Origin of the sequence: Streptomyces chisholmiae, assembly GCF_031845445.1 — a bacterium.
GTDB classification, from domain to species: Bacteria; Actinomycetota; Actinomycetes; order Streptomycetales; family Streptomycetaceae; genus Streptomyces; species Streptomyces chisholmiae.
In genome coordinates, this window is the sequence record NZ_JAVREO010000011.1 from 69,709 (window position 1) to 95,690 (window position 25,982).

The 25,982-nt window shown below is 73.5% G+C and carries 22 protein-coding genes; 8 read left to right on the forward strand and 14 right to left on the reverse strand.

The genetic code is table 11. The annotated features are described in order from the left end of the window. Positions 1 to 237: 237 nt before the first annotated feature. Positions 238 to 1,506 carry a transglycosylase family protein gene (locus RM844_RS19065; RefSeq protein ID WP_311668481.1) on the reverse strand — a complete coding sequence of 423 codons (1,269 nt, stop codon included), beginning with the start codon at positions 1,504 to 1,506 and terminating at the stop codon, positions 238 to 240. A gap of 426 nt (positions 1,507 to 1,932) precedes the next feature. Further along, a complete protein-coding gene (locus tag RM844_RS19070) occupies positions 1,933 to 2,868 on the reverse strand; it encodes a phosphatase PAP2 family protein (RefSeq protein ID WP_311668482.1) in 936 nt (311 codons plus the stop codon). A 557-nt stretch (positions 2,869 to 3,425) separates the two neighbouring features. Between RM844_RS19070 and RM844_RS19075 the strand changes: the two genes are divergently transcribed. From RM844_RS19075 to RM844_RS19100, 6 genes are all read left to right on the forward strand, one after another. Next, complete coding sequence (locus RM844_RS19075; RefSeq protein ID WP_311668483.1) at positions 3,426 to 4,613, forward strand: ROK family transcriptional regulator; 1,188 nt, start codon at positions 3,426 to 3,428, stop codon at positions 4,611 to 4,613. Positions 4,614 to 4,931: 318 nt separating this feature from the next. Continuing rightward, entirely contained in the window at positions 4,932 to 6,452 is a 1,521-nt protein-coding gene (locus tag RM844_RS19080; RefSeq protein ID WP_311668484.1) for a sugar ABC transporter ATP-binding protein, read from the forward strand. Next, entirely contained in the window at positions 6,449 to 7,516 is a 1,068-nt protein-coding gene (locus RM844_RS19085; protein ID WP_311668485.1) for an ABC transporter permease, read from the forward strand. The genes RM844_RS19080 and RM844_RS19085 overlap by 4 nt, the downstream gene beginning before the upstream one ends. A gap of 94 nt (positions 7,517 to 7,610) precedes the next feature. Further along, positions 7,611 to 8,660, forward strand: coding sequence for a substrate-binding domain-containing protein (locus RM844_RS19090; RefSeq protein ID WP_311668486.1), 1,050 nt, complete (start codon positions 7,611 to 7,613; stop codon positions 8,658 to 8,660). A gap of 11 nt (positions 8,661 to 8,671) precedes the next feature. Beyond that, positions 8,672 to 9,835 (forward strand): Gfo/Idh/MocA family protein, encoded by a 1,164-nt coding sequence (locus tag RM844_RS19095; RefSeq protein WP_311668487.1) that lies wholly within the window; start codon positions 8,672 to 8,674, stop codon positions 9,833 to 9,835. Between the two features lie 120 nt (positions 9,836 to 9,955). After that, complete coding sequence (locus RM844_RS19100; protein WP_311668488.1) at positions 9,956 to 10,960, forward strand: sugar phosphate isomerase/epimerase family protein; 1,005 nt, start codon at positions 9,956 to 9,958, stop codon at positions 10,958 to 10,960. Between the two features lie 248 nt (positions 10,961 to 11,208). On the opposite strand, the gene RM844_RS19105 is transcribed toward RM844_RS19100, so the two are convergent. After that, a complete protein-coding gene (locus tag RM844_RS19105) occupies positions 11,209 to 11,721 on the reverse strand; it encodes a gluconokinase (protein WP_311668489.1) in 513 nt (170 codons plus the stop codon). 141 nt (positions 11,722 to 11,862) lie between these two features. Here RM844_RS19105 and RM844_RS19110 point away from each other — a divergent pair, with 141 nt between their 5' ends. Beyond that, positions 11,863 to 13,068 carry an MBL fold metallo-hydrolase gene (locus RM844_RS19110; RefSeq protein ID WP_394814548.1) on the forward strand — a complete coding sequence of 402 codons (1,206 nt, stop codon included), beginning with the start codon at positions 11,863 to 11,865 and terminating at the stop codon, positions 13,066 to 13,068. Positions 13,069 to 13,087: 19 nt separating this feature from the next. Here the strand turns inward: RM844_RS19110 and RM844_RS19115 are convergent, their stop codons facing one another. The 3 genes from RM844_RS19115 to RM844_RS19125 are packed head-to-tail and all read right to left on the reverse strand — an operon-like array spanning position 13,088 to position 14,293. Continuing rightward, the gene (locus tag RM844_RS19115) at positions 13,088 to 13,429 is read right to left on the reverse strand and encodes a DUF3140 domain-containing protein (protein WP_311668658.1); all 342 of its coding nucleotides are present in this window, start codon (positions 13,427 to 13,429) and stop codon (positions 13,088 to 13,090) included. Positions 13,430 to 13,471: 42 nt separating this feature from the next. After that, a complete protein-coding gene (locus tag RM844_RS19120) occupies positions 13,472 to 14,104 on the reverse strand; it encodes an HhH-GDP family DNA glycosylase (RefSeq protein WP_311668490.1) in 633 nt (210 codons plus the stop codon). Positions 14,105 to 14,125: 21 nt separating this feature from the next. Continuing rightward, on the reverse strand, positions 14,126 to 14,293 hold the full coding sequence (locus RM844_RS19125) for a hypothetical protein (RefSeq protein ID WP_311668491.1): 168 nt from the start codon (positions 14,291 to 14,293) through the stop codon (positions 14,126 to 14,128). A gap of 173 nt (positions 14,294 to 14,466) precedes the next feature. Here RM844_RS19125 and RM844_RS19130 point away from each other — a divergent pair, with 173 nt between their 5' ends. Beyond that, the gene (locus RM844_RS19130; protein ID WP_311668492.1) at positions 14,467 to 15,072 is read left to right on the forward strand and encodes an SET domain-containing protein; all 606 of its coding nucleotides are present in this window, start codon (positions 14,467 to 14,469) and stop codon (positions 15,070 to 15,072) included. Between the two features lie 172 nt (positions 15,073 to 15,244). On the opposite strand, the gene RM844_RS19135 is transcribed toward RM844_RS19130, so the two are convergent. From RM844_RS19135 to RM844_RS19170, 8 genes are all read right to left on the reverse strand, one after another. Continuing rightward, on the reverse strand, positions 15,245 to 15,811 hold the full coding sequence (locus tag RM844_RS19135) for an isochorismatase family protein (RefSeq protein WP_311668493.1): 567 nt from the start codon (positions 15,809 to 15,811) through the stop codon (positions 15,245 to 15,247). Positions 15,812 to 16,028: 217 nt separating this feature from the next. Beyond that, entirely contained in the window at positions 16,029 to 18,314 is a 2,286-nt protein-coding gene (gene yicI / locus RM844_RS19140) for an alpha-xylosidase (protein WP_311668494.1), read from the reverse strand. A gap of 16 nt (positions 18,315 to 18,330) precedes the next feature. Continuing rightward, positions 18,331 to 19,785: a GH1 family beta-glucosidase gene (locus RM844_RS19145; RefSeq protein WP_311668495.1), complete on the reverse strand. Its 1,455-nt coding sequence runs from the start codon at positions 19,783 to 19,785 to the stop codon at positions 18,331 to 18,333. Positions 19,786 to 19,910: 125 nt separating this feature from the next. Next, positions 19,911 to 20,738 carry a carbohydrate ABC transporter permease gene (locus tag RM844_RS19150; protein ID WP_311668659.1) on the reverse strand — a complete coding sequence of 276 codons (828 nt, stop codon included), beginning with the start codon at positions 20,736 to 20,738 and terminating at the stop codon, positions 19,911 to 19,913. A 7-nt stretch (positions 20,739 to 20,745) separates the two neighbouring features. Further along, the gene (locus RM844_RS19155; RefSeq protein WP_311668496.1) at positions 20,746 to 21,696 is read right to left on the reverse strand and encodes a carbohydrate ABC transporter permease; all 951 of its coding nucleotides are present in this window, start codon (positions 21,694 to 21,696) and stop codon (positions 20,746 to 20,748) included. Then, positions 21,693 to 22,883: an ABC transporter substrate-binding protein gene (locus RM844_RS19160; RefSeq protein WP_311668497.1), complete on the reverse strand. Its 1,191-nt coding sequence runs from the start codon at positions 22,881 to 22,883 to the stop codon at positions 21,693 to 21,695. Before RM844_RS19160 ends, RM844_RS19155 begins: the two co-directional genes overlap by 4 nt. Before the next feature lie 121 nt (positions 22,884 to 23,004). Further along, positions 23,005 to 24,027 (reverse strand): LacI family DNA-binding transcriptional regulator, encoded by a 1,023-nt coding sequence (locus tag RM844_RS19165; protein ID WP_311668498.1) that lies wholly within the window; start codon positions 24,025 to 24,027, stop codon positions 23,005 to 23,007. Between the two features lie 291 nt (positions 24,028 to 24,318). Then, positions 24,319 to 25,647, reverse strand: a complete 1,329-nt coding sequence (locus RM844_RS19170; protein WP_311668499.1) for an SGNH/GDSL hydrolase family protein — start codon at positions 25,645 to 25,647, stop codon at positions 24,319 to 24,321. Between the last annotated feature and the right edge of the window lie 335 nt (positions 25,648 to 25,982).

The window sequence follows — 25,982 nt, forward strand, 5'->3', positions numbered from 1 at the left end:
GGAGGGGCAACCTCCCCCTGCTGGGGGGTTAGTGGGGCATCTGTCCCGTTTGGCGGGCGCGTCACATCTCCTGGGTGAGCCGGGACACAGCCGGATCAGGACGGTCCTGGTCCGGTGGCTCCAGAATGATGATCGCTCAGCTCGGGGCAGGAGGAGGCGATTTCGGGCCGAACCTCGCGCACGGAGCGGGGCGCGCGCCCCCCGGCGGCTCCGTCGGGCGGAGCCGTGGTGCTGGGTTCAGAGGCTGACCCCGTTCTGCCGGAGATAGGCGACGGGGTCGATGTCGGTGCCGAACGCGGCGCCGGTCCGGATCTCGAAGTGCAGGTGCGGTCCGGAGGAGTTGCCCGTGGAGCCGGCCCGGCCGAGGCGCTGGCCGGCGCTGACCGGCTGGCCCTCGGAGACGGCGATCGCCGAGAGGTGGGCGTACTGGCTGTAGTGGCCGTCCGCGTGCCGCACGATGACCTGGTACCCGAAGGAGCCGGACCAGCCGGCCGCGACGACCTGACCCTCGGTCACCGACTTCACCGTGGTGCCGGTGGGGACCGGGAAGTCGACGCCGGTGTGGTAGCCGAGGGACCAGGAGCCGCCGGTGGCGTGGTAGGCCGTGCCGGTGCCGGAGTCGACCGGGGCGTGGAAGGCGGGGGCCGGCTCCGGGTCCTGGGCCCGCTCGCCCTGGGGCTCGGCCTCCGGTTCGGGTTCAGGTTCGGGTTCCGGCTCCGGTTCGGGTTCCGGCTCGGGCTCGGGCTCGGGTTCGGGCTCAGGTTCAGGTTCGGGTTCCGGCTCGGGCTCAGGTTCGGGTTCGGGTTCCGGCTCAGGTTCGGGCTCCGGTTCCGGCTCCTCGGCCCTGGGCTCGGCGTCCTGGCTCAACTCCAGGCGCTGGCCCGGGAAGATCAGGTCCGGATCGGAGCCGACCGTGGCGCGGTTCAGCCGGTAGAGGGACTGCCAGCCGCCGGTGACCCGGTACTGCTCGGCGATGCCGGAGAGGGTGTCGCCGCTGACCACCTCGTACCGCTCGGGCGCCGCGACGCTCGCCGCCGCCGGCCGCACGTCGGAGGCGGCATCGGCCTCGGTCTCCGGCTCGGCCTCGGTGGCGGGCTCGGCCGCCGGGACGATCTCGGGCGCGGCGCCGTCCCCGCTGAGCCCGGCCCGCACGGAGCAGGTCGGCCAGGCGCCGGGGCCCTGCCCGCGCAGCACCTCCTCGGCGACGGCTATCTGCTGGTCCTTGGTGGCCAGGTCGGCGCGGGCGGCGTAGGCCGTGCCGCCGTACGCCTCCCAGGTGCTCTGCTGGAACTGGAGGCCGCCGAAGAAGCCGTTGCCCGTGTTGATGCTCCAGTCGCCACTGCTCTCGCACGCGGCGACCTGCTCCCAGGTCTCGACGGGGGCGGCGCTGGCGGTGCCGGCGCTCACCAGGGGCAGCGCCAGCCCCGCGCCGCCGGCGGTCACGGTCAGCGAGGCGCGGGAGACCGCGCTCGGCCGGTAACGGCGGTGACGGCCACGTCCTGACATCGCTCTGCCCCTCCCCGGAGAATCCCCTTGATCCACGTCAGTTCCCCACGCGGACGGGGAAGTTGGGCACCACGATATGGGTCGGCTATCGCTCGGGCAAGGGAGCGAATGGCGGCCGGCGGCCGGGTGCGGGGACGCCGGAAAACGGGTCGGCCGTCACGATCGGCCGACCGCGCCGACCCGGCCCGGAGTACTCAGGAAACCTGCACTTCCCGAAGAGAAACTCGCAGGAATGGTCGGGCGCGCGCATTTCCGAAGACGTTGGCCCGTTGTCCGCGCTCGGGACGGGTTCCGTTTCCCGTTCCCCATCGCGCGGTTCCGGCCAGCGGGCTGGCCAAGAACCTGCGACCGGTCCCCGCCGCGCCCGTCCGGACAGCGACGCGGCTGCGGGCGCCCCTGGGCACCCGTCGCCGCGTCGTCGGCCCGTCAGCCGTCCTTGGGGGAGATCCGCGCCTCGGGCGGGGCCAGCTCGGCGCCGGCCCGCGCCGCGGCCCGCGCCGCCGGGCCGGCCGGGTCGACCGCGGGCACCGCGCCCGGCCCGGTGACCTCGCTGGTGGGCACCGGGGTCGGGGTGCCGTCGGCGCTCCGGTCCCGCGCGCCGACCACCGCCTCGACGGCCGGTCGCCGGGGCGGGCGCAGGAAGTAGAGCACCACGCCGAGGATGGCGCAGGCGACCAGGCCGTCCATCCAGAAGTGGTGCGCGGTGGCGACCACCGCCAGCACGGTGATCAGCGGGTGCGCCAGCCACAGCCAACGCCACCGGCCGCGGGTGGCGACGACCAGCCCGATGCCGATCAGCACCGCCCAGCCGACGTGCAGCGAGGGCATGGCGGCGAACTGGTTGGCCATCGAGTTCGGGTCCGGCTCGTCGTAGACCGCCGGGCCGTACACCAGTCCGGTGTCGATCATCCGCAGCGGGCGGTAGAGCCGCGGCGGGGCGAGTGGCACCAGCAGGTGCAGCACCAGCGCGCCGGCGGTCAGCCAGGTGATCACCCAGCGGAACCACACGTAGAAGCCGGGGCGCCGCCAGTAGAGCCAGACCAGGAAGATCACGGTGGCCGGGAAATGCACGGTCGCGTAGTAGACATTGATGAATCTGATCAGTGTCTCGCTGTGCAATACCAGATCCTGGACCGCCGCCTCGCTGGGCAGGTGGAGGAACCGTTCCAGCTCCCATATCCGCTCGGCATTCGCGTAGGCGTCGTCGAACTGGCCGTTCGCCGCGCGTCTGCCCAGTTTGTACGCGAGGTAGAGGGCGCAGACGAGCAGGAGTTCCCGGAGGAACGGCGGTCGCCGGCCCAGCTCGGGTCGCTGTGGTCGCCGCAGGGGGCGGATCAGCTTGGACGCTCCGGTGAGTGGCATAGGAAGGGTTCCCGAATAGACAGAGGGTCGGTCACGGTCCGGACCAGTGCGCGAGGGAGGCCGTTGTCCCGTCCCTCATCGATCTTCAGTTCCCGCGGCGAGTCTACGGCTCCTGACCACTCGGCTGCCCGCTGGGTGAGTCGGTCAATCCCCTCGGTGACCCCACCCGGTCCCGCCGCCGCGTGGGCCGCGACCGGGGCCGGGGGATCGGACGGCCCGGCGGCCGTCCGGGTGACCGGAGTCCCGGTCGGCGGGCCCGTTCGGCCACCGGCCCGCCCGAGCGGGCACGGGGGTGGCGGTTCGACGGGGCAGAAGGGGCGGAGGGGGCGTGGGTGGGGAGCTGCGACGAGCTGAGAGGAATGGGGTGAACCGCGGGTCGCCGCAGGTCAGAAGGGCGTCCTCCGCCGCTTTGTCCTCACCGAGGAAGAAGTTTCAAGGTTTCGCGCAGAACTTCTTCCCTGCCCGCCTCCGCACTGCTAGATTCCCTCGGCAAGCCCGGTACGGACCTCGTGTCGGGGACCGATGCCGACGGTGGCGGGAGGGGCAGCGTGAGGCGCATGACGGCTCGGCCAGCGAACGCGCACCAGGCGCGGTTGCTTCGGCTGCTGCGGGACGCCGGTCCCAGTTCCCGGGCGCAGCTCGGTGACCAGGTCGAGCTGTCCAGGTCCAAGCTGGCCGTGGAGATCGACCGGTTGCTCCAGACCGGCCTGGTGGTCGGCGACGGCTTCGCCGCCTCCCGGGGCGGTCGCCGTTCGCACAACGTGCGGCTCGCGCCCGAACTGCGTTTCCTGGGCGTGGACATCGGTGCCACTTCCCTCGATGTCGCCGTCACCGGACCCGAGTTGGAGATCCTCGGGCACCTCACCGAGCGGATGGACGTCCGCGAGGGGCCGGTGGCGGTCTGCGAGCAGGTGCTGTCGATGGCCGAAAAACTGCGCAACGCGGGCCTGGCCGAGCACTTCGACGGCGCCGGGATCGGCGTCCCGGGTCCGGTGCGGTTCCCCGACGGGGTGCCCGTGGCGCCCCCGATCATGCCCGGGTGGGACGGTTTCCCCGTCCGCGAGGTGCTCAGCCAGGAGCTGGGCTGCCCGATCATGGTCGACAACGACGTGAACCTGATGGCCCTGGGCGAGCAGCACGCCGGCGTCGCCCACTCGGTGCAGGACTTCATCTGCGTCAAGATCGGCACCGGCATCGGCTGCGGTGTGGTCGCCGACGGCAAGGTGCACCGGGGGGCCACCGGCAGCGCCGGCGACATCGGGCACATCCAGGTGGTGGCCGACGGGCGGCAGTGCCCCTGCGGCAACCGCGGCTGCCTGGAGGCCTACTTCGGCGGTGCCGCGCTGGCCGCGGACGCCGAACTGGCAGCCAGGGACGGACGGTCGGCGGAGCTGGCCGCCCGGCTCGCCGCCGTCGGCTCGTTGACGGCGTCCGACGTGTCCGCCGCCGCCTCCGCCGGCGACGTGGCCTCGCTCGACCTCATCCGCCAGGGCGGCGCCCGCACCGGCCAGGTGATCGCCGCGCTGGTCAGCTTCTTCAACCCCGCGCTCGTGGTGATCGGCGGCGGGGTGACCGGCCTCGGCCACACCCTGCTCGCCAGCATCCGCACCCAGGTCTACCGGCAGTCCCTGCCGCTGGCCACCGGCAACCTGCCCATCGTCCTCGGTGAACTCGGGCCCGTCGCCGGGGTGACCGGCGCCGCGCGCCTGATCAGCGACCACCTCTTCAGCTACAACCCGACCTGAGCCGTACCCGAACCCACCCACGCACCGCCGGCACCCCGGGACCGTAGCCGCCCCGGCCAACCGCCGGCCCAGCAGTAGCAGCAGTCAGCCGTAGCAGTAGCCGTCGCGACGGCGGCGGCACCGACGCGGTGCCAGCACCGCCGGCACGGCGTCGTACCCGCACCTCCCGCACCGCAGCAGGACCAGCACCCGCACGGCACGCACCGCACCAAGCACCCGCACCACCGGGCACCGCACCACCCGCACCACACCCGGTACCGGCCACCGCCCTACCCCCGCATGCCCGCGCAGCGGCACAGTCGCCCCAGGAGACCAGCCATGGCAAGCGCGCCACCACCCATCCTCACCCTCTCCGGCATCACCAAGTCATTCCCCGGCGTCCGGGCCCTGGACGGGGTGGACCTGGACGTGCTGCCGGGCGAGGTGCACTGCCTGCTGGGCCAGAACGGGGCCGGCAAGTCCACCCTGATCAAGGTGATCGCCGGCGCCCACCAGCCCGACGAGGGCCGGATCGGCTGGCAGGGCGAGGACGTCACGCTCGGCACCCCGGTCGCCGCGATGCGGCTGGGCATCGCCACCATCTACCAGGAACTCGACCTGGTGCTGCACCTCTCCGTCGCGGAGAACGTGCACCTCGGCCACGAGACCGCGACCGCCGGGTTCGTCCGCCGGTCGGTGGCGAGGGAACGCACCGCGGCGCTGCTCGCCCGGCTCGGCCACCCGGAGATCCACCCCGACACGATCGTCGGCGACCTCTCGTCGGCCGGCCAACAGATCGTCAGCATGGCCCGGGCGCTGTCTCACGAGACCCGCCTCATCGTGATGGACGAGCCGTCGGCGGTGCTCGACCCGGACGAGGTCGGCAACCTGTTCCGGATCGTGGAGAGTCTCACCGCCGACAACGTGGCCGTCGTCTACATCTCCCACCGGCTGGAGGAGATCCGGGAGATCGGCGACCGGGTCACCGTGCTCAAGGACGGCCGGGCCGTCGCCCGCGGGCTGCCCGCCGGCTCCACCGCGACCAAGGACATCGTCGCGCTGATGACCGGCCGGGACGTCGCGCACGACTTCCCCCGCCGCACGGCCCCGCTGCCCGAGCCGGCCGGCGAGCCGGTGCTGGTCGCCGAGAACCTGTCCAGGGCCGGCGAGTTCGCGCCGCTCGACCTCACCCTGCACCCCGGCGAGATCGTCGGGCTGGCCGGCCTGGTCGGCTCCGGCCGCTCCGAGATCCTGGAGACCATCTACGGCGCCAGGACGCCCAGTACGGGCCAGGTCACGGTGGGCGGCAAGCGGCTGCGCCCGGGCAGCGTGGTCTCCGCGGTGCGCGCCGGGCTCGGGCTGGCGCCCGAGGAACGCAAGGCGCAGGCGCTCTTCATGCTGGAGTCGGTGACCCGGAACGTGTCGGTCTCCTCGCTGCCCCGGTTCTCCCGCGGCGGCTGGCTGGACCGGTCGGGGGAACGCGCCGCGGCGCACCGCAACATCCGGGAGCTGTCGCTGCGGCCGGACAACCCGGACGCCCCGGTCCGCACGCTCTCCGGCGGCAACCAGCAGAAGGCCGTGCTGGCCCGCTGGCTGCTCCGCCGCTGCCAGGTCCTGCTGCTCGACGAGCCAACCCGCGGGGTGGACGTCGGCGCCCGGGCCGAGTTGTACGCCCTGATCCGCCGCCTGGCCGACGACGGCGTGGCCGTCCTGCTGGTCTCCAGCGAGATACCCGAGGTGCTCGGGCTCGCCGACCGGGTGCTGGTGCTGCGGGAGGGCCAGGTGGTGCACACCGCACCGGCCCGGGAGCTCGACGAGCACCGGGTTCTCGATCTCGTCATGGAAGGGAGCCAGGCGTGACCACTGGCGCGACCTCGGAACCGGCCCCGACCGCCTCGCTCGACAAACCGGCGCCGCCGGGCCCGCCGTCCGGCGGCCACGGCCCGGAACGCGGTCCGGCCCCAGGACCCAGGCTGGCCCTCGGCCGGTTCCTGGACCTGCACACCCTCTCGCTGCTCGCGGTGCTCGCCGCCCTCTGCGTGATCGGCGCGGTGACCGCCGGGGACAACTTCCTGACCACCAGCAACCTCCAACTGGTGCTGGTGCAGGCGTCCGTGATCGGCGTGGTCACGGTCGGCATGACCTTCGTGATGATCGGCGGCGGGATCGACCTCTCGGTCGGCGCCATCGTGGCGCTGGCCTCGGTGTGGTGCACCACGGTGGCCACCCAGGAGTTCGGCATGGCCGGCATGGTCTTCTGCGCCCTGGCGGTCGGCGTCGGCTGCGGCCTGGTCAACGGGGTGCTGATCGCCTACGGCCCGATGGTCCCGTTCGTGGCCACCCTCGCCATGATGGTCTCGGCGCGCGGCCTGGCCCTGGAGATCACCGGCGGCTCCACCCAGATGGTCACCGTGGACTCGGTGTTGGACCTGGGCCGGCGCGACTCCTACGTCCTCGGCGTCCCGCCGCTGGTGATCATGTTCGCGGTGATCACCGCCCTCGGCTGGGTGCTGCTCAACCGCACCACCTTCGGGCGGCGCACGGTGGCCGTCGGCGGCAACGCCGAGGCGGCCCGGCTGGCCGGCATCGCGGTCAAGCGGCAGCGGCTGCTGCTCTACGCCCTCTCCGGGCTCTGCTGCGGTATCGCCGCGTTCATGCTGGTGGTGCTCTCCGGCTCCGGCCAGAACACCAACGGCAACCTGTACGAGCTGAACTCCATCGCCGCCGCCATCATCGGCGGCACCCTGCTCACCGGCGGCCGCGGCACCATCATCGGCTCGGTGCTGGGGGTGCTGGTCTTCACCCTGATCACCAACCTGTTCGTCCTCAACAACGTGGAGAGCGCCTTCCAGCAGATCGCCACCGGCGCCATCGTGGTCGCCGCCGTGCTGCTCCAGCGCCGCTCCGCCCGGCAGCAGACCTAGCCGGCAGCAGAACCCAGGCTTCCCCCTTTTTTCCCTGACCATCTGGCACACCATCCCCGACCACCGTTGTTCGCATGGAAGGTTGACGCTCCTCATGAAAACACCCGCACTGGGCCGCAGAGGTCTGCTCTTCGGCGGTGCCGCCGCCGGCGCCGGCGTGCTGCTCGCCGGCTGTACCAGCAACGAGAGCAACGACGGTGACGACGACGGCGCGCAGAGCCAGGCCGCCGCCAACACCGACGAGGAGGGCCCGGCGGTCACCATCGGCTTCGCCGGCCCGCAGGCTGACCACGGCTGGCTGAACGCCATCAACGAGCACGCCAGGAGCCGGGCCGAGGAGTACGCGGACGTCACCCTGGAGATCACCGAGGGCTCCAACGACACCGCGCAGCAGATCGGCCAGATCGAGAGCCTGATCAACAGCCAGGTCGACGTGCTGGTGATCCTGCCGGCCGACGGACGCTCGCTCACCCAGGCAGCGCTCTCCGCGATGAACGCCGGCATCCCGGTGATCAACCTGGACCGGGTCTTCGACACACCGCAGGCGTACCGCTGTTGGGTCGGCGGCGACAACTACGGTATGGGGCTGAACGCCGGTCACTACATCGGCGAGCAGCTGCGGGACGTGGAGGGTGCCAGGGTTGTCGAACTCTCCGGCCCCGACAACCTCGAACTCACCGTCCAGCGCACCCAGGGCTTCGACGACGCGCTGGCCAACTACCCCAACATCGAGAAGGTCGCCCGGCAGGCCGCCGACTTCACCGTCGAGTCGGGCCAGGACGTGATGTCCGGGCTGCTCCAGGCCGTCCCGGAGTTCCACGCCCTGTGGAACCACGACGACGACCAGGGCGTGGGCGCCGAGCGGGCCATCGACCAGGCCGGCCGGGACGAGTTCTTCATGGTCGGCGGCGCCGGCTCGCGGCACGTGATGGAGGCCATCCAGGCCGACAACACCGTGCTCAAGGCCACCGTGCTCTACCCGCCGACGATGGCCGCCTCGGCGATCGACCTGGCCAGGGCCGTCGGCCAGGCCAAGGGGATAGGCGGGCTGGCCGAGTTCGAGATCCCCTCGTTCATCCAGCTCTACTCGGCCGTCGTGACCAAGGACAACGTCGAGCAGTACCTGCCGACCGGATTCAACTGACAGGGACCCACATGCCTATCTCCACCACAAGCCCGACGCTCGGCGTGGGCATGGTCGGCTACGCCTTCATGGGCGCCGCCCACTCGCAGGGGTGGCGCACCGTCGGCCGGGCCTTCGACCTACCTCGCACGCCGGTCATGGCCGCGATCTGCGGCCGGGACCGGGCGCGGGTCGACGCCGCGGCCGACCGCCTGGGCTGGGCGGCGGCCGAGACCGACTGGCGCGCGCTGATCGCCAGGGACGACGTCCAGCTGGTCGACATCTGCTCGCCGGGCGACAGCCACGCGGAGATCGCCATCGCCGCCCTGGCGGCCGGGAAGCACGTGCTGTGCGAGAAGCCGCTGGCCAACACCGTGGCCGAGGCGGAGGCCATGGTCGCCGCCGCGGAAGCCGCCGCGGGGCGCGGCCAGTTGGCGATGGTCGGCTTCAACTACCGCCGGGTGCCGGCACTGGCACTGGCCCGCCGACTGGTCGCCGAGGGGCGGATCGGCACGCTGCGGCACGTGCGCGCCGTCTACCTCCAGGACTGGGGCGCCGACCCGGAGCTCAAGCTGGTCTGGCGGCTGCGCAAGGAGCTGGCCGGCTCCGGCGCGCTCGGCGACCTGGGCGCGCACGTCGTCGACCTGGCGCAGCACCTCACCGGCGAGCTGATCACCGGGGTCTCGGCGCACACCGAGACCTTCGTCAAGGAACGGCCGCTGCCGGACGGCAGCGGGGTGGGCGAGGTCACCGTGGACGACGCGGCCCTCTTCACCGGCCGGCTGGCCTCGGGGGCGCTGGCTTCCTTCGAGGTCAGCCGGTTCGCCACCGGCCGGAAGAACGCGCTGCGCATCGAACTCAACGGCTCCGACGGCTCGTTGGCCTTCGACCTGGAGCGCCTCAACGAGCTGGAGTTCTACGACGGCACCGAGCCGGCCAGCCGGGCCGGCTTCCGGCGGATCCTGGTGACCGAGCCGGACCACCCCTACCTGGAGGGCTGGTGGCCGGCCGGCCACGGGCTTGGCTACGAGCACACCTTCGCCCACCAGGCGCGGGATCTGGTGCACGCCATCGACGCGGGCGAGCAGCCGGCCCCGTCGTTCGCCGACGGTCTCCAGGTGCAGCGGGTGCTCGCCGCCATCGAGGAGAGCGCGGAGAAGAACGCCGTGCACACCCCCGTGCACGGCGCCCAGTGACACGGCTCGCGGCACACGGCCCCGCCTGACAGGGGACCGAACGACGCGGCCTCGAACGACACGGCTCTGCACGACACGGCGCGACCGGGAAGCAGCGCGCGACGGAAGGAAAGGCACACCATGTCCCGCAAGTTCACCCTGTTCACCGGGCAGTGGGCGGACCTCCCGCTGGAGGAGGTCTGTCGGCTGGCCCGCGACTTCGGCTACGACGGGCTGGAACTCGCCTGCTGGGGCGACCACTTCGAGGTGGACCGGGCGCTGAAGGAGCCCGACTACGTGGCCGGCCGCCGGGCCCTGCTGGAGAAGTACGGCCTGGAGTGCTTCGCCATCTCCAACCACCTGGTGGGGCAGGCCGTCTGCGACCACCCCATCGACGAGCGGCACCAGGGCATCCTGCCGGAGCGGATCTGGGGCGACGGGGAGCCCGAGGGGGTGCGCACCCGGGCGGCCCAGGAGATCGCCGACACCGCCAGGGCCGCCGCCGCGCTCGGCGTGAACACGGTCATCGGCTTCACCGGCTCCTCGATCTGGCACCTGGTCGCCATGTTCCCGCCGGTCCCGCCCGGCATGATCGAGCGCGGCTACGAGGACTTCGCCGCCCGCTGGAACCCCATCCTGGACGTCTTCGACGCCGAGGGGGTCCGGTTCGCGCACGAGGTGCACCCCGGCGAGATCGCGTATGACTACTGGACGACCAAGCAGGCTCTGGAAGCGATCGACCACCGGCCGGCGTTCGGGCTGAACTTCGACCCGAGCCACTTCGTCTGGCAGGACCTCGACCCGGTCGGCTTCCTCTACGACTTCCGGGACCGCATCTACCACGTGGACTGCAAGGAGGCCCGCCGCCGGCTCGACGGGCGCAACGGCCGCCTCGGTTCGCACCTGCCGTGGGGTGACCCGCGGCGCGGCTGGGACTTCGTCTCCGCCGGCCACGGCGACGTGGCCTGGGAGGACGTCTTCCGGATGCTGCGGTCCATCGACTACCAGGGGCCGATCTCGGTGGAGTGGGAGGACGCCGGCATGGACCGGCTGGCCGGGGCGCCGGAGGCGTTGGCCCGGCTGCGCGCCTACGACTACCCGCCGCCCACCGCCTCGTTCGACGCGGCCTTCGGCGGCGGCGACTGACCGCGGCCCCACCAGCCGTCCGCGCGGCGCGCGCCCCGCTGCACCCGGGGCCGCGTCGCGCGGACGTGTCGCGCCAGACGTGTCTCGACGGATGTGTCTCGCGCGGACGGGTTTCGACCGACGGGGGGCGCGGCGCCGGGTCGGTGGCGCGGCGCCCAGGCCGCGACCGGCGGGCCCGTGCCGGCCGCGCCGGCCCGGGGCCCAGCCCGGACTTCCGCCGACGGGTCGGTGATCGGCCCGGCCCGCGGTCAGCCGTCGGCGCGTAGCGCCGCGAGGGCCGCCTCGACCAGTCGGTCGGGGCCGGGGTGGACGTCCAGCGCCGTCCCCAGCTCGTCCTCCTCCAGCGGCTCCAGGGTGGCGAGTTGGCTGTCCAGCAGGGCCGGCGGCATGAAGTGGTCGGTGCGCTGCCCGATGCGCTCGCCGACCAGCGCGGGGGAGCCCGTCAGGTGCACGAAGAAGACGTCGCCGCCGGCCTCCGCGCGCAGCGTGTCCCGGTAGCGGCGGCGCAGCGCGGAGCAGGTCACCACGGCGCCGTCGCCGTCCGCCCGGCGCTCCCGTAGCCAGCCGCCGATCGCTTCCAGCCAGGGCTGCCGGTCCTCGTCGGTCAGCGGGGTGCCGGCCGACATCTTGGCGATGTTGGCCGGCGAGTGGAAGTCGTCGGCCTCGGCGAAGGGCACGCCGAGCCGCTCGGCCAGGGGCCGCGCCACCGTGGTCTTTCCCACGCCCGACACACCCATCACAACCACGGTGGAGTAAGCCATGCCCCCACTATCGGTTGCCCGCGCCGGCCCGGGCAACCGCCGTCCGACCAGCGGTCGGGCCGGCCGCGCCCGGGGGTTTGTCGGTGCGATCAACTAGGCTGGCGGGGATACCCGTTGGGGGTAGCCGTCGCGGAGGTTCCGTTGCCCGAGTCACCCGAGTCGTCCACGCCAGCCAGCCCCGCCGGGCCCGGTCGCTCCCGGGTGGCGGGCACGCTCGGCCGGCTCCGCCCGGCCGGCCTCGGGGCGCCGCCCAGCGGTGAGCGGCTGGCCAGGCTCCGGAGTTCCCCGCAGTTCCGCGACGGCGCCTTCCGCAACGACGGGCCGGTGCGCCTCGGTGGCATCGGGCAGATACCCGGCATGCTGCGCGAGCTGGCCCGGCGGGACCTCAGGCGGCGGCGCTCCCCGGCCAGCCAGCCGCCGCTGGCCCGCCCCGCCTGGCTGGACTCGGACGCCCCGCCGGCCTCCGGGCTGCGGCTGACCTGGCTCGGGCACGCCAGCGTGCTGGCCGAGATCGACGGGCACCGGGTGCTCTTCGACCCGGTCTTCGGCGAGCGCTGCTCGCCGTTCTCCTTCGCCGGCCCGCGCCGGCTGCACCCACTGCCGGCCGAGCCGGCCGAGCTGGGCGAGATCGACGTGGTGGTGATCTCGCACGACCACTACGACCACCTGGACATGCCCAGCATCCGCGCGCTGGGCGCCGGCCGGGCCGTCTTCGCCGTCCCGCTCGGCGTCGGCGCGCACCTGGAGCACTGGGGTGTGCCGGCCGCCCGGATCGTCGAGCTGGACTGGCACGAGTCGGCCACCGTCGGCGGGCTCATCCTGACCGCCGAGCCGGGGCAGCACTTCTGCGGCCGCGGCCTGCTGGACCGCTGGCGCACGCTCTGGGCGTCCTGGGTGGTGGCGGGCCCCGAGCATCGGATCTACCACAGCGGGGACACCGGATACTTCCCCGGCTTCGCCAAGACGGGCGCGGCGCACGGCCCGTTCGACGCCACCATGATCCAGATCGGCGCCTACAGCGAGCGCTTCTGGCCGGACATCCACATGACGCCCGAGCAGGGGGTCCGCGCCCACCTCGACCTGGCCGCCGACGGCCCGCCCGGGCTGCTGCTGCCCATCCACTGGGGGACGTTCAACCTGGGCCCGCACCCCTGGGACGAGCCGATCGAGCTGACGCTGGCCGCCGCCGAGCGGGCCGGCGTGCCGGTGGCCACGCCCCGGCCGGGCGGCTCGTTCGAGCCGGCCGCGCCGCCGACGTCCGACCCCTGGTGGCGGGCGGTGGCCCGGCCGGCGCCGGCGGCCCGGGCCTCCCGGCCCTCGGCCGGCGCCCGGCCGGCCGAGGGGTGACGGGGGCCGGGCCGGCGGGTCAGCCGGCGCGCAGCGGGTCGTGGCCCAGCGACATCAGCTGGTAGCGCCAGTCCGGCTCCGGGCGCGCCTCCCGGGGCCCGGCCTCCCGCTCGGTGCTGACGGTGTCCACCACCTCGCGCATCAGGTCGATGTCGGCGTCGGTGAGGTCCATCTGGCGCTTCCGCAGGATGGCGAGGACGCCCCGGCCGCGTTCCGGGCCGGAGTGCTCGGGGAACCGCTCGGCCTCCTCGCCCGCGCCGCTCACCCGGAGCCAGGCCGCCAGCTCCTGCGAGGTCATGTTCACCGCGTTGTGGAAGTCCGACCACAGCGCGTCCATCTCGAATGCCTCGGCGTCGGTCATCATCCGCCTCCTGAGCCGTTGGGCTCGGTCGTGCTCGGTTGTTCAGGCGCGGGCCAGCTCGGTCACGTCGGCGGCCAGCTTCCGGTCCAGCGAGACCCGGACCAGCCCGGCGGTCAGCCGGGGGACGTCCCGGTCCCGCACCAGGCCGGTCAGGCCGCGCGGGGAGCGCGGCAGGCCCAGCCGGCTGGCGCCCTCCTTGGCCCGCTCGTCGATGTAGGGGGCGTACTCCGGCCACACCGCCTGCACCTCGCGCAGGAAGATGTCCACGCCGGTCGGGCCGATCCCCGGGTACTCCCGCAGCCGCTCCGGCGCCTCGTCGCGGATCCGCCGCAGGTCGCCGCCGTACCGCTCCAGCAGCATGCGGGCGCCGTCCCCCAGCTGGGTCGCGGTCCGCTCGTCGTAGCGGCGGTAGTGGCCGACGCCGAGGGCGTCCACCCGCTGCTGCCAGGTGGCTTCGGCCATGGCCCGTGGGGTGCGCAGCCCGGCGTCGAAGAGCGCCCGGGCGGCGCCCACCGACACGTCGGCCTTGATCCGGGCCGACAGCAGGTGGGCCAGCACCAGCGTCTGGTAGAGCGGGGCTGGCGTGTCCCGCAGCCGGATACCGGCCTGGGCCGCGTACGTCTCGCCGCACCGGTCGATCAGGGCCCGGGCGGTGCGCTCGGTCCTCGCGGTCATCGAAGTTCACCTCGTGGCTGGTCAGTCGGTCTCGGGCAGCTGCTCGCGGAAGACGGCCCGTTCCGGCACGGAGCCGATGGCGCGCTCGGCGGCGCGTTCCTCCAGCAGCAGCCGCCACTCCTGGCCGCTCCGGGGGTCGTGGTGGGGACGGGGGGCTGGGGCCAGGGGCGGCTCGGTGGATTCCGGCATGTCCTATCACCTCGCCCGCGGCGGGTTCCCGGTGCCGCATGGCTGAAACCCACCCATCGGGAACCCGCCGGAGACCCCCGTGAAACCGGCGCGGCGCCGGCGTTTCGGGTGGCCACTCCGGCGGGTAGCCCCCGAGCCGCACCCACCGGGTCAGCGAGGGAAGGAAACGAGCGATGTCGCACGACCACCCAGCCAGCCGGCCGACCACGGTAGCCGCGCCGGACGGGCTCGGCCCCGTGCCGGCCGCCTGTTGGCTGCACCCGGACGCCGAGGTCCGGCCCTCACCCATCGCCGGCCGCGGCCTCTTCGCCCGCGCCCCGCTGGCCGCCGACACCGTCGTCGAACGCCTCGGCGGCCGGCTGATCGACGGCGCCACCCTGGCCGGCCTCACCCGGCACGACAGCCTGTCGGTGGGAGAGGACCTGCACCTGCTGCTCGCCCCCGACCACCCGGTGCGGTTCGGCAACCACTCCTGCGATCCCACGCTCTGGCACCGGGACGCGCTGACCGTGGTGGCCCGCCGGGACATCGCCGCCGGCGAGGAGCTGACCCTCGACTACGCCACCCTCACCGCGGTGGACGACTGGGCGCTGGACTGCCGGTGCGGCGCGGACCGCTGCCGGGGCCGGGCCACCGGCCTGGACTGGCGCCGACCCGAGCTGCGGGCCGCCTACGGCCGGCACTGGACACCGCCGCTGCTGGCCCGCATCGACGCCGCCACCGCGCACCGGCCCGCCCGCGAACCGACGTCGGCGGGTGACGCGGACCCGAGCGCCTGACCCGAACCCGGCCGGGGCATCGCCCCCGAGGGCCCGCCCCGAGCGGCGGGCCGCACGCGCCGGGCGGCCGACCCGCCCCTGGCAGCCGAGCCTCGCCGGCGGGCGCCCCGCCCCCGGAGCCTGCCGCCCCGTGGCGTGGGGACGGACGCCGCACCCGTCCCGACCTGCGGCGTCAGGAAGCCTCGGCCGGCCCGAAGGACACCGCCGCCGTCTCCACCGTGCCGCCGCGCCGGCCGGGCGCGCTCTGGTGCTGCCAGTACAGGTTGGTGTGGGCTATCACCAGCTCGGGCGAGGGGGCGCCGTACGCCGAGAGGTCCTCCGTGGTGTGCGCGTCGCCGACCAGGGTGACGTCGTAGCCGCGGGTCAGCCCGCCGTGCAGGGTGGAGCGGACGCAGGCGTCGGTCTGCGCGCCGGTCACCACCAGCCGGCCCACGCCGCGCTCCGCGAGCAGCGCCTCCAACTCGGTGTCCTCGAAGGAGTCCCCGTAGAGCTTGTGCACCAGCGGCTCGTCGGCGCGGCGCGTCAGCTCCGGCACGAAGCGCCAACCCTCGCTGTCCAGCGGCAGGTCGGCGTCGGAGTGCTGCACCCAGAGCACCGGCACGTCCTCGGCTCTGGCCCGGGCCAGCAGGGTGTTGATGTTGGCGATCACGGCGTCCCTGCGGTGCGCGCCACGCACCACGTCGTTCTGGACGTCGATGACGAGCAGCGCGGTGTGCGGGCGATCGGCGAGCGTGGTCATGGCGGCGGCCCCGTTCCTCGTGGTCTGGCTGGTCGGTGCACGGTCTGCGTTCGACCCTAGTCGGCACCACTGACATCGCCGCCTGACCAGCACGTACCTGCCCGGGCCCGACCGCCCGGCCCGGCGCCGGCAACGCCGGCCCGCCCGGCGGCCGTTCGGGCCGGGGACGCCGCGTCGCCCGCCCCCGGCGGGGAGGCGGGCGACGCGGCGTCGGCCGTCAGTCGGCGACCGGCAGGGTCACCGTGTCGGTGCCGGCGGCCACCGGCACCGGCTCGCCGTAGCCGGTCGGCCCGGCCAGCACCACCGACCAGGGGCCGGGCGCCCCCTCGGCGGTCACCGTGACCTCGCCGCCGACCCGCCGGGTGCGGAAGACCGTCGGCCGGCCCCCGTCCGGCGCCGGCACCCGGGTCACCACCTCGGCGCCGTCCACCGGGGCGTGCACCCGCAGGGTGACCGACTCGGCCCAGGCGTACTCGGGGCTGTCGTCCCGGGCCCCGAACGGGATCACCGAACCCGGCCTGGCCAGCAGCGGCAGGCTGTCGAAGCCGAACCGCTCGCGGCGCCAGCCAGGGCCCGAGACGCGTTCCCCGGACAGCAGGTGGGTCCACTCGCCGGCCGGCACGTAGTACTCGACCTCGCCGTCCTCGGTGAACACCGGCGCCACCAGCAGGTCGTCGCCGAGCATGTACTGGCGGTCCAGCGGGTGGCACGACGGGTCGTCGGGGAACTCCAGCACCATCGCCCGCATCACCGGCGTGCCCTGGTCCCTGGCCTGCTCACCGGCCCGCAGCAGGTAGGGCGCCAGACGGTTCTTCAGCCGGGCGAAGTCCCGGGTGACGGTCACCGACTCCTCGTCGTAGTTCCACGGCACCCGGTAGGAGCCGGAGCCGTGCAGCCGGCTGTGCGAGGAGAGCAGGCCGAACTGCACCCACCGCTTGAAGACTGCCGGCGTCGGCGTGCCCTCGAAGCCGCCGATGTCGTGGCTCCAGAACCCGAAGCCGCTCAGCCCCAACGACAGCCCGCCGCGCAGCGACTCGGCCATCGCCGCGAAGGTGGACTCGCAGTCGCCGCCCCAGTGCACCGGGAACTGCTGCCCGCCGGCGGTCGCCGACCGGGCGAACAGCACCGCCTCGCCCGGCCCCCGCTCCTCGGTGAGCACCTGGAAGACGGTGTCGTTGTAGAGCTGGGCGTAGTAGTTGTGCATCCGCTCCGGGTCGGAGCCGTCGTGCCAGACCACGTCGGTCGGCACCCGCTCGCCGAAGTCCGTCTTGAAGCAGTCCACGCCCTGCCGCAGCAGCGTCCGCAGCTTCTCCGCGTACCACTCCCTGGCGGCCGGACTGGTGAAGTCGACCAGCGCCATCCCGGCCTGCCACAGGTCCCACTGCCAGACGTGCCCCTCGGGGGTGCGCACCAGGTGGCCCAGCCGCTTCCCCTCCTCGAAGAGCGGCGACTTCTGGCCGATGTAGGGGTTGATCCACGCCGAGATCCGCAGCCCGCGCTCGCGCAGCCGGGCCAGCATCCCCTCCGGGTCCGGGAAGACGTCCGGGTCCCAGGTGAAGTCGCACCACTGGTACGCCTTCATCCAGAAGCAGTCGAAGTGGAAGACGCTCAGCGGGATCTCGCGGTCCGCCATGCCCTGCACGAAGCTGTTGACCGTCGCCTCGTCGTAGTCGGTGGTGAACGACGTGGACAGCCACAGTCCGAAGGACCAGGCCGGCGGCAGCGCCGGGCGTCCGGTCAGCGCGGTGTACCGGTCCAGGATCTCCTTGGGCGTCGGCCCGTAGATCACGTAGTACTCGACCGACTGGTCCTCGACGCTGAACTGGACCTGCCCGACCGCCTCCGAGCCGATCTCGTAGGAGACCAGCCCCGGGTGGTTGACGAAGACGCCGTAGCCCCGGTTGGTGAGGTAGAACGGCACGTTCTTGTAGGCCTGTTCGCTGGCCGTGCCGCCGTCCGCCTGCCAGACGTCCACCGTCTGGCCGTTCTTGGTGAACGGGGTGAACCGCTCGCCCAGCCCGTAGACCAGCTCGCCGACCCCCAGCGACAGCTGGTTGACCATGTGGTGCCGGCCCTCGGCGGTGGCGAAGCCGGTGCCGCGCTTGCCGGCCGAGGTGAGGACGCGGCCGTCGGCGACGAAGTCCAGCTGCCAGAGCGCGTCCGCGTCGATCCGGACCGACAGCGGCCCGCTCTCCAGCTCCACCACCTGGTCGTTGACCCGGGTCTTGGCGGTGTGCCCCGCCTCCGGCGTCAGCCCGAAGTGCGGGCCAGGGTCCAGCCGGCCGCCGTGGTGGGTGGAGCGCACCCCGATGACGCCCTCGGCGGGGGAGAAGCACTCCACGGTCAACAGCGGGCTGTTGAGCGTCTGGCCCCGGCCCCGCGCCCGACCGGTGGACCCGTAGAGGGTCAGTCGGTTCTCCTCGACCCGGGCGTCGGCGACCCGGTTGGCGAAGGTGGCCGCCACGCCGTCTCTCATCAGCCAGTAACCGTCGGTGAACTTCACGGTGTTCGGGTCTCCCTCAGTCCTGTCGGTGGTCGGTGGCGGCCGGCCGCTCGTGGCGGAGCCGGTGCGCGCGGATCATGTCCTGGTACCAGCGGTAGCTGTCCTTGGGCAGGCGTTCGAGGGTGTCGTAGTCCACCCGCACGATGCCGAACCGCTTGTCGTAGCCGAAGGCCCACTCGAAGTTGTCCAGCAACGACCAGACGTAGTAGCCCCGGACGTCGACGCCGGCCCGCACGGCCTCGGCCAGCGCCGCCAGGTGGTCGCGCAGGTACGCCACCCGGTCGGCGTCGTGCACCTGCCCGTCCGCCGCCACGGTGTCCGCCTCGGCGGAGCCGTTCTCCGTGATGTACAGCGGCGGCAGGTTCGGGTAGCGGGCGTCCAGGTCGAGCAGCAGCTCGGTGAACGCCTCCGGCACCACGGGCCAGCCCATGGTGGTGTGCCGCACGTCGTCCCGCCAGCTCTCGGCCGCGCCGATGTCCACGGCGGTCCTGGCGGCCGGGTCCGGCTCGCGGTGTGGCGCCGCCGCGATGGTGATCGGCCGGTAGTAGTTGACGCCGACGAAGTCCAACGGGGCGCCGATCAGCGCCAGGTCGCCGTCCCTGCGGTAGCTGCCGTCGGCCAGCGGGCCCCAGGTCTCGGCCTCGTGCTCGGGGTAGCGGCCGGCGAAGATCGGGTCGAACCAGACCGCGTTGTGCAGCGTGTCGGCGCGGCGCACCGCCGCCAGGTCGGCCGCCGAGTCGGTGGCCGGCAGCAGCCGGTCCGGGTTGAGGGTGACGCCCACCTCGCAGTCGCCCGCCGCGCGCAGCGCCCGCACCGCCAGGCCGTGCCCGACCAGCAGGTGGTGGGCGGCGGCCAGCGCGCCGGTGCCCTCCTTGGCGCCCGGCGCGTGCCGGCCGATGGCGTAGCCCACGAAGGCCGCGCAGAACGGCTCGTTGAGGGTGATCCACCGCTTGATCCGGTCGCCCAGCCGGTCGGCCACGATGGCCGTGTACTCGGCGAACCGCTCGGCGGTCTCCCGCACCCGCCAGCCGCCCCGGTCCTCCAGGGCCTGCGGCAGGTCCCAGTGGTAGAGGGTGGCCGCCGGCCGCACCCCGGCCGCCAGCAGCTCGTCCACCAGCCGGTCGTAGAAGGCCAGCCCCTCCGCGTTGGCCGGGCCGGAGCCGGTCGGCTGGATCCGCGGCCAGGCGATGGAGAACCGGTAGTCGTCGACCCCGAGGTCACGCAGCAGCGCCACGTCCTCCCGGTACCGGTGGTAGTGGTCGCAGGCCACGTCGCCCGTGGCGCCGCCGGCGACCTTGCCCGGCTGGCGGCAGTAGGTGTCCCAGATGGACGGGCCGCGCCCGCCCACGTCGTGGGCGCCCTCGATCTGGTAGCTGGCGGTGGCGGCGCCGAAGGCGAAGCCCGGCGGGAACTCGGGGAACCCGGCGGCCGGCGCCGCGGTGGTGGCCCCGGTCGAATCGCTGGTACTCATCAGTGCTGTTGACCCTTGTCACTCGTCTGTCACTCGGCGGTGCGACGTCGCACCGTCGCGGTCGTCCTGCCCGGGGCCCGCGACCGCCCCGCGAGCCGGCCGGCGCGCGCCCGGCGCCGGCCGGCTCACTTGATGGAGCCCCCGGCGATGCCGGCGGCGATGTACTTCTGCGCCACCACCAGCAGGATCGCCGCGGGAATGGCGGAGAGCACCGCGGTGGCCATCACCGCGCCCCAGTCGCTCACATGGGCCCCGATGAACTGGTAGAGCCCCAAGGTGACCGGCTTGACGTCGTCCGTGGTGTTGAGGGTGAGGGCGAAGATGAAGTCCGCCCAGGCGAACAGGAACGCGAACAACCCGGAGGTGATCAGCGCGTTCCGGCTCATCGGCAGCACGATCCGGACGAAGGCGGTGAACCGGTTGGCGCCGTCCACCATCGCGGCCTCCACCACCTCGGTGGGGATGGAGACCATGAACGCCCGCAGCAGCACGATCGCGAACGGCAGTCCCAGCGAGGCGTCCGCCAGGATCAGCCCCAGGTAGGAGTTGACCAGGCCCAGCTCCGCGTAGGCGCTGTAGAGCGCGTTGGCCACCACGATCCCCGGCACCATCTGGGTGATCAGGGTGCCGAAGACGATGCCCCGGCCGCCGCGCAGCCCGAACTGCGCCAGCCCGTAGGCGGCCGGCGCGGCCAGCGCCAGGCAGACCACCACCGCGCCCAGCGCCACCACCAGGCTGGTCACCAGCGACCCGCCCTGGGTCTCCAGCGCGGCCCGGAAGTTGTCCAGGCTCGGCGAGGTCGGGATCAGGTCGGCCGAGGCGACCGTGGAGTGCGGCTGGAGCGCCGTGCTGACCATCCAGTAGACCGGGAACAGCATCACGGCCAGGATCAGCAGCGCCAGCACGGTGCTGCCCCAGCGGGACGCGGGGGAGCGGCTCACCCGAGAGCGCATGGTCACCTCACTTCCCCGGGCCCAGGTCGGCCCGGTTGGCCCGCAGGTACAGCACGGCGAACACCGCGCTGATCAGGATCAGGATGTTGCCCACCACCGCGCCCTGCCCGAAGTCCAGGCGCATGAAGGAGAGTTGGTAGGTGAACGTGCCCAGGGTCTGGGTGGAGTCGGCCGGCCCGCCGCCGGTCAGCGCCAGCACCAGGTCCAGGACCTTGATGGTCGACATGAAGCCCAGCACCAGCACCACGGTGACCACCGGCCGCAGCATCGGCAGGGTGATCCGCCAGAACGTCCGCCACGGGCCGGCGCCGTCCAGCGCCGCCGCCTCGTACAGCTCCTCGGGGATCTCCTTGAGCCCGCCGTAGAGGATCACCATGTTGAACGGGATGCCGATCCAGATGTTCACCAGGATCACCGACAGCAGGGCCACGCTCGGGTCGGTCAGCCAGGGCACCCCGTCGGCGGAGAGGCCGACCAGCTCCAGGAAGCTGTTGAGCACCCCGTGGTCCTCGTCCATGATCCGGCGCCAGACCACCGCCGAGACCACCATCGGCACCAGCCACGGCAGCAGCAGCACCGCCCGGATCGGCCCGGCCAGCCGGAAGCGGCGGGCGAAGAACACCGCCAGCGCCAGCCCGATGGTGAACTGGCCGACCAGCGAGCCCACGGTGAAGAGCACGGTCTGCCAGACGGCGTCCGACAGCAGCGGGTCGTCGAAGACCGCGCGCCAGTTCTCCAGCCCGTTGAACGGCGCCTCACCGGTGAAGTAGGTGCGGGGCGTGAACTCCTGAAAGCTCATCAGCAGGTTCCGCACCAGCGGGTAGCCGAAGAAGGCCAACAGGTAGAGCAGCGCCGGCAGTACGAACAGCCACTGGTACAACTTCCGGCGCCCCGGCGATGTCTGGGGCTTCGTCCCGTCGGACCGCGGCGTCTCCGGACTCTTCGTTATCGTGCTCATCGGGCGTCTCCCGCCTGCTGCTGGGCCGTGCGCAGCGCCTCCTCCGGGCTGGCGCGCCCGGTGAGCACCGACTGGAACGCGCCGGCCAGCGCGTCCCCGACCACCGGCCAGCCGGTGCCAACCTGCTCGGTGCGCGAGCGCGCGGTCAGCACCAGGTCGGCGAACGGGGCCAGCCGCGGGTTCTGCTCGCGGTAGGTGGCCGCGGCCCCGGCGTCGGTCGGCACGTTGTTCACCCGCTCGCCCCAGGCCAGCTGGTTCTCCTCGGAGTTGAGGCAGGTCAGCACGCGGCCGGCGTTGCGCTCCCGCTCCTGGTCGTCGTTCTTCGGGACCGTCATCACGGTGCCGCCGATCGGGGGCACCGGGTCCTGGCCGGCCTCCGGCACCGGGATGCTGGCCACCGCCCAGTCCACGGCGTCCTGGCCGTCGAGCGCCGGCACCTGCCAGGGCCCGTTGATCATCATGGCCGCCCGGCCGGCCAGGAACTGGTCGTTGACGTCCTGCTGGTTCCAGTTGACCACCGAGCGGGAGGCCGAACCCTCGTCCACCAGGTCCTTCCAGAGCTGGAGCGCGGCGGCTCCGCCGGTGCCCTCGGCCAGCGCGGTCTCGTCGCCGCCGGCCGACCAGAAGAACGGCAGGAACTGGTAGACGCCGTCCGCGTTGGGGCTGGCGCTGAACGCCATCCCGTAGGTGTCGCCGCCGGTCAGCGCGGCGGCCGCGGTCCGCAGCTCGTCCCAGGTGGTGGGCGGCTCAAGACCGGCCTCGGCCAGCAGCTCGGTGTTGTAGATCAGCGCCAGCGAGTTCACCGACCGCGCCACCCCGTACTGGACGCCGTCGAACGAGCCCAACGACACCGAGCTGTCGGAGAGTTGGTCGGTCTCCACGCCGGTGTCCGCGATCGGCCGCAGCCCGTCGGTCTCGGCGAACTGTGGCAGCTCGGAGCCGTCCAGCTCCAGGATGTCCGGCAGCGAGTCGGACGAGGCCATCCGCAGCGCCTTGGTGGCCACCTGGTCGGCCGGCACGCTGATCTGCTCGACGCGCAAACCGAGCGGCTCGGCGCAGCGGTCGAAGAAGTCCTGGTTCGCCTCGTGTTCGGTGGTGTCGGTGGCCGAGTTGAGCACCGTCACGGTGCCCGGGTCGGGCTCGGCGGCGCAGCCAGCCAGGCCGGCGGTCAGCGTGACCGTCGCCATGGCCAGGGCCACCGCCGGGCGGCGGTGCCTTCCTTTGCTACCTGGCATGGTCCCTCGCGTTTCGTCTCCACGGCTCGGGGCGCACCGTCCTCGTGCGCGCCGCTGTCCTTCTGGTTCGGGCTCAGCCGCCCGGGGGTGCCACGGGCGGCCCGTCGGCCAGCCGTGGCGCGATCAACTCCGGAGGCCCGGGCCCGCCGCTCCGGTCGGGCGCCTCGATCGCCGCCACCACCAGCCGCACCACGGCCTCGGCCATCCGCCCCACCGGCAGGTCGATGCGCGGCAGCGGCCGCGGCACCGCCTCGTCCGGCAGGCTGCCCACCAGCACCACCGCCAGGTCCTCCGGCACCCGCAGGCCCAGCGCGGCGATCTCGTCCAGCAGCAGCGGCAGCGGGATCAGGTGCTGCACCAGCAGGGCGGTGGGGCGTGGCGTGGCGGTCAGCACCGCGCGCAGCCGGGCCCGCAGCTCCACCGGGTCGACGGTCGAACGGCGCACCAGCACCTCGGCCCCGGACTCCCGAGCGGCGGCCTCGGCGCCGGCCAGCCCGTGCAGGGCGAAGCCGTTGCGGGCCGCGAACTCGTGGTCGGCCGAGGCCCAGAAGAGGATCCGCCGGTGGCCGGCGGCCACCGTCTCGCGCACCGCGAGGGAGACCGCGGCCGCCCAGTCCAGGTCCACCCAGGGCGGGTCGTCGCCCTCGTCCGGGGCGCCGTGGCCGAGCAGCGCGGTCGGGAAGCCCAGCGCGCGCAACGCCTCGACCCGCGGGTCACGCTCGCGCACCGCCATCAGCATGGCGCCGTCCGCCAGGCCGCTCCTGGCCAGCCGGACCAGCCCGCGCACGCCGTCCCGCTCGGTCATCAGCAGCAGGTCGTAGCCGTGCTCGCGGGCCATGTCGCCGATGTCGATGGCGAACCTGCCGTCCACCGAGCGGTACTTCCCCGGCTCCCTGGGGACCGCCAGCACCAGCACCTCGCTGCGGGCCCGTCGCAGGGTGCGGGCGGAGGCCCGCGGGTGGTAGCCAAGCTCCTCGATGGCGGCGCGGACGGTGGCGCGGGTCTCCTCGGAGATCTTCCGGGAGCCGCTGAGCACGTAGGAGACGGTGCTCGGCGCGACGCCGGCGCGCCGGGCCACGTCCTTGATGGTGACCATCTCGCGGCCTCCCTTCGTGCCGTCGTTGGCTCGTCGAGGTGGGTGCTGTCCACCCGGTCGAATCGTTTCGTCGAATCGATTCGATCAATGCTTGCCGGGAATCCTAGGCACGTCCCCGGGCGCCGCACAAGACACCCTCGGGCATTCGTTCGGACCAGTGCCGCACGTCACTGCGCCGGTCCCGTGGAGGGCCGGGCCGGCGGTGCGCGCGGTGGGGGCTGGGAGCGTCCGTGGACGCTCCGAAACCACGCGCGGGCCGCCGGCCCGACCCGGTACGGGGGCGCTGGCCGGTCAGTCCAGCAGGTCGAGCGGCACGGAGTCGGCCAGCAGCCGGTAGCCGGTCGGGTTCAGGTGGAGCCAGTCGCCGACGTGGATGTCGGGCCGCAGCCGGTCCGGTCGCTCCGGGTCGCGGGCGACCGCGTCGAAGTCGAGCACGGCGTCGAACCGGCCGCTGTCCCGGATCCAGGCGTTGACCTCGGCCCGGGCCGAGGCCCGCCAGCCGTCCGGGTCGTCGTACATCTCGTTGTCGCCGAACGGCAGCAGGGTGGCACCGACCACCTCGATGTCATGCGCGTGCGCCCGGCTGACGATCTGGTCGTAGGCGGTGATCAGCTCGTCGGTGACGGCCAGTTGGGCGGCCTCGGTGGCCTCGGCGGTGCCGATGTCGTTGAGCCCCTCGAAGAGGATCAGCCGGTCCACCCCGCTCTGCGCGATCACGTCCCGGTCCAGTCGGGCCAACACGCTGGGGCCCAGGCCGTCGTTGAGCACCCGGTTGCCGCCCGCCGCCTGGTTGAGCAGGGCGACCCGGGCGGTCGCCGGCTCGGCCGCCAGCCGGTCGAAGAGCCGGTCGGGCCAACGGTCGTTGCCGTTGGTCGTGGAGCCCCGGCCGTCGGTCAGCGAGTCACCCAGGATGGCGGTCGCGCTGCTGCCCGGTGGCGACCAGGCCTCCACGCCGCTGAGGAAGTACCAGTGGTCGGTCGGCGTCGCCCCCGGCAACTCCCCGGCGGCGGCGTGGTTTCCGGCCACCAGGTGTGAGGTGGTGCGGGAGCCCGGGTGCGAGGTGACGTCGAGCGAGGCCTGGCCGGTGGCCAGGTAGACGCTCACCGTCAGGTTGCTGCCGGGCAGCAGCGGCACGTCGATCGGGTCGGAGACGTAGCGCGCGCCGACCGGCACGGTGACAGACGGCCGGCCGCCGCTGAAGGTCACCGGCCGCCCGCTGCCCGGCTCGATCTCGGCCACCCCGGCCCGCCCGTCGCGCGGCAGCGCCACCGTGACCTCGGTCAACGGCAGCGGCGCGCCGCCGAACTCGTTGGAGAACGCCAGCCGGAACCGCTCGCCGCCGGAGGTGATCCGCACCGTCTGCCGCAGCGTCGCGTCGGCCAGCACCCCGGTGTCCCCGGTGAACGGGGGCGGCGGCAGGTTGGCCGGCTCGGTCAGTTGGGGCATCGCCGTCCAGCTGCCGACCCAGCGGTAGCCCGCGTCGTCGTCGGCCGCCGTGGGCCGGGCCGGCGGCGCCGGGGCCTGCGCGGCGCCGGCGCCGGTGGCCGCCGGGCCGGCGAGCAGCGTCAGGGGGAGCGCCGCCAGGGCGGCCAGCCGGGCGAGGCGGTGGGGGGTCTTCATGCGCGGGGTGACTCCTTCGATGCGGCGGTGCGGAGCGATGGAGCGGACGGCCGGCCCGACGGGCGGCGGCGCGGTGACAGTAGGAACGCCGGCGGTGGCCCGTCAAGGCATCCCGCACCGGCTGCGACGGCCCGGAGCCGACGGCAACTGACCGCCGTGCGGCGGTGGTTGGTCGGCCGGCCAGCGCCGCCGTGGCTGATGGACCGTCAGCGACCGTCGGCGGGGCGGCGCACGGCTGTCGGGCCGGCGGGCCCAATTCCCCGACACACGTCTGCTGTCCCCGAGGCGCCGGGCGTGACACGTTCGTAGGGCGCGGCACCCGGCCGCCGGGAACG

Coding starts and splice junctions, on each gene's coding strand:
- RM844_RS19130 (WP_311668492.1), top strand. CDS start 14,467: ATGTCGCACGACCACCCAGCCAGCCGGCCGACCACGGTAGCCGCGCCG.
- RM844_RS19125 (WP_311668491.1), bottom strand. CDS start 14,293: ATGCCGGAATCCACCGAGCCGCCCCTGGCCCCAGCCCCCCGTCCCCAC.
- RM844_RS19145 (WP_311668495.1), bottom strand. CDS start 19,785: ATGAGTACCAGCGATTCGACCGGGGCCACCACCGCGGCGCCGGCCGCC.
- RM844_RS19090 (WP_311668486.1), top strand. CDS start 7,611: ATGAAAACACCCGCACTGGGCCGCAGAGGTCTGCTCTTCGGCGGTGCC.
- RM844_RS19105 (WP_311668489.1), bottom strand. CDS start 11,721: ATGGCTTACTCCACCGTGGTTGTGATGGGTGTGTCGGGCGTGGGAAAG.
- RM844_RS19100 (WP_311668488.1), top strand. CDS start 9,956: ATGTCCCGCAAGTTCACCCTGTTCACCGGGCAGTGGGCGGACCTCCCG.
- RM844_RS19080 (WP_311668484.1), top strand. CDS start 4,932: ATGGCAAGCGCGCCACCACCCATCCTCACCCTCTCCGGCATCACCAAG.
- RM844_RS19150 (WP_311668659.1), bottom strand. CDS start 20,738: ATGCGCTCTCGGGTGAGCCGCTCCCCCGCGTCCCGCTGGGGCAGCACC.
- RM844_RS19095 (WP_311668487.1), top strand. CDS start 8,672: ATGCCTATCTCCACCACAAGCCCGACGCTCGGCGTGGGCATGGTCGGC.
- RM844_RS19165 (WP_311668498.1), bottom strand. CDS start 24,027: ATGGTCACCATCAAGGACGTGGCCCGGCGCGCCGGCGTCGCGCCGAGC.
- RM844_RS19120 (WP_311668490.1), bottom strand. CDS start 14,104: ATGACCGCGAGGACCGAGCGCACCGCCCGGGCCCTGATCGACCGGTGC.
- RM844_RS19170 (WP_311668499.1), bottom strand. CDS start 25,647: ATGAAGACCCCCCACCGCCTCGCCCGGCTGGCCGCCCTGGCGGCGCTC.
- RM844_RS19065 (WP_311668481.1), bottom strand. CDS start 1,506: ATGTCAGGACGTGGCCGTCACCGCCGTTACCGGCCGAGCGCGGTCTCC.
- RM844_RS19160 (WP_311668497.1), bottom strand. CDS start 22,883: ATGGCGACGGTCACGCTGACCGCCGGCCTGGCTGGCTGCGCCGCCGAG.
- RM844_RS19115 (WP_311668658.1), bottom strand. CDS start 13,429: ATGACCGACGCCGAGGCATTCGAGATGGACGCGCTGTGGTCGGACTTC.
- RM844_RS19070 (WP_311668482.1), bottom strand. CDS start 2,868: ATGCCACTCACCGGAGCGTCCAAGCTGATCCGCCCCCTGCGGCGACCA.
- RM844_RS19155 (WP_311668496.1), bottom strand. CDS start 21,696: ATGAGCACGATAACGAAGAGTCCGGAGACGCCGCGGTCCGACGGGACG.
- RM844_RS19075 (WP_311668483.1), top strand. CDS start 3,426: ATGACGGCTCGGCCAGCGAACGCGCACCAGGCGCGGTTGCTTCGGCTG.
- RM844_RS19135 (WP_311668493.1), bottom strand. CDS start 15,811: ATGACCACGCTCGCCGATCGCCCGCACACCGCGCTGCTCGTCATCGAC.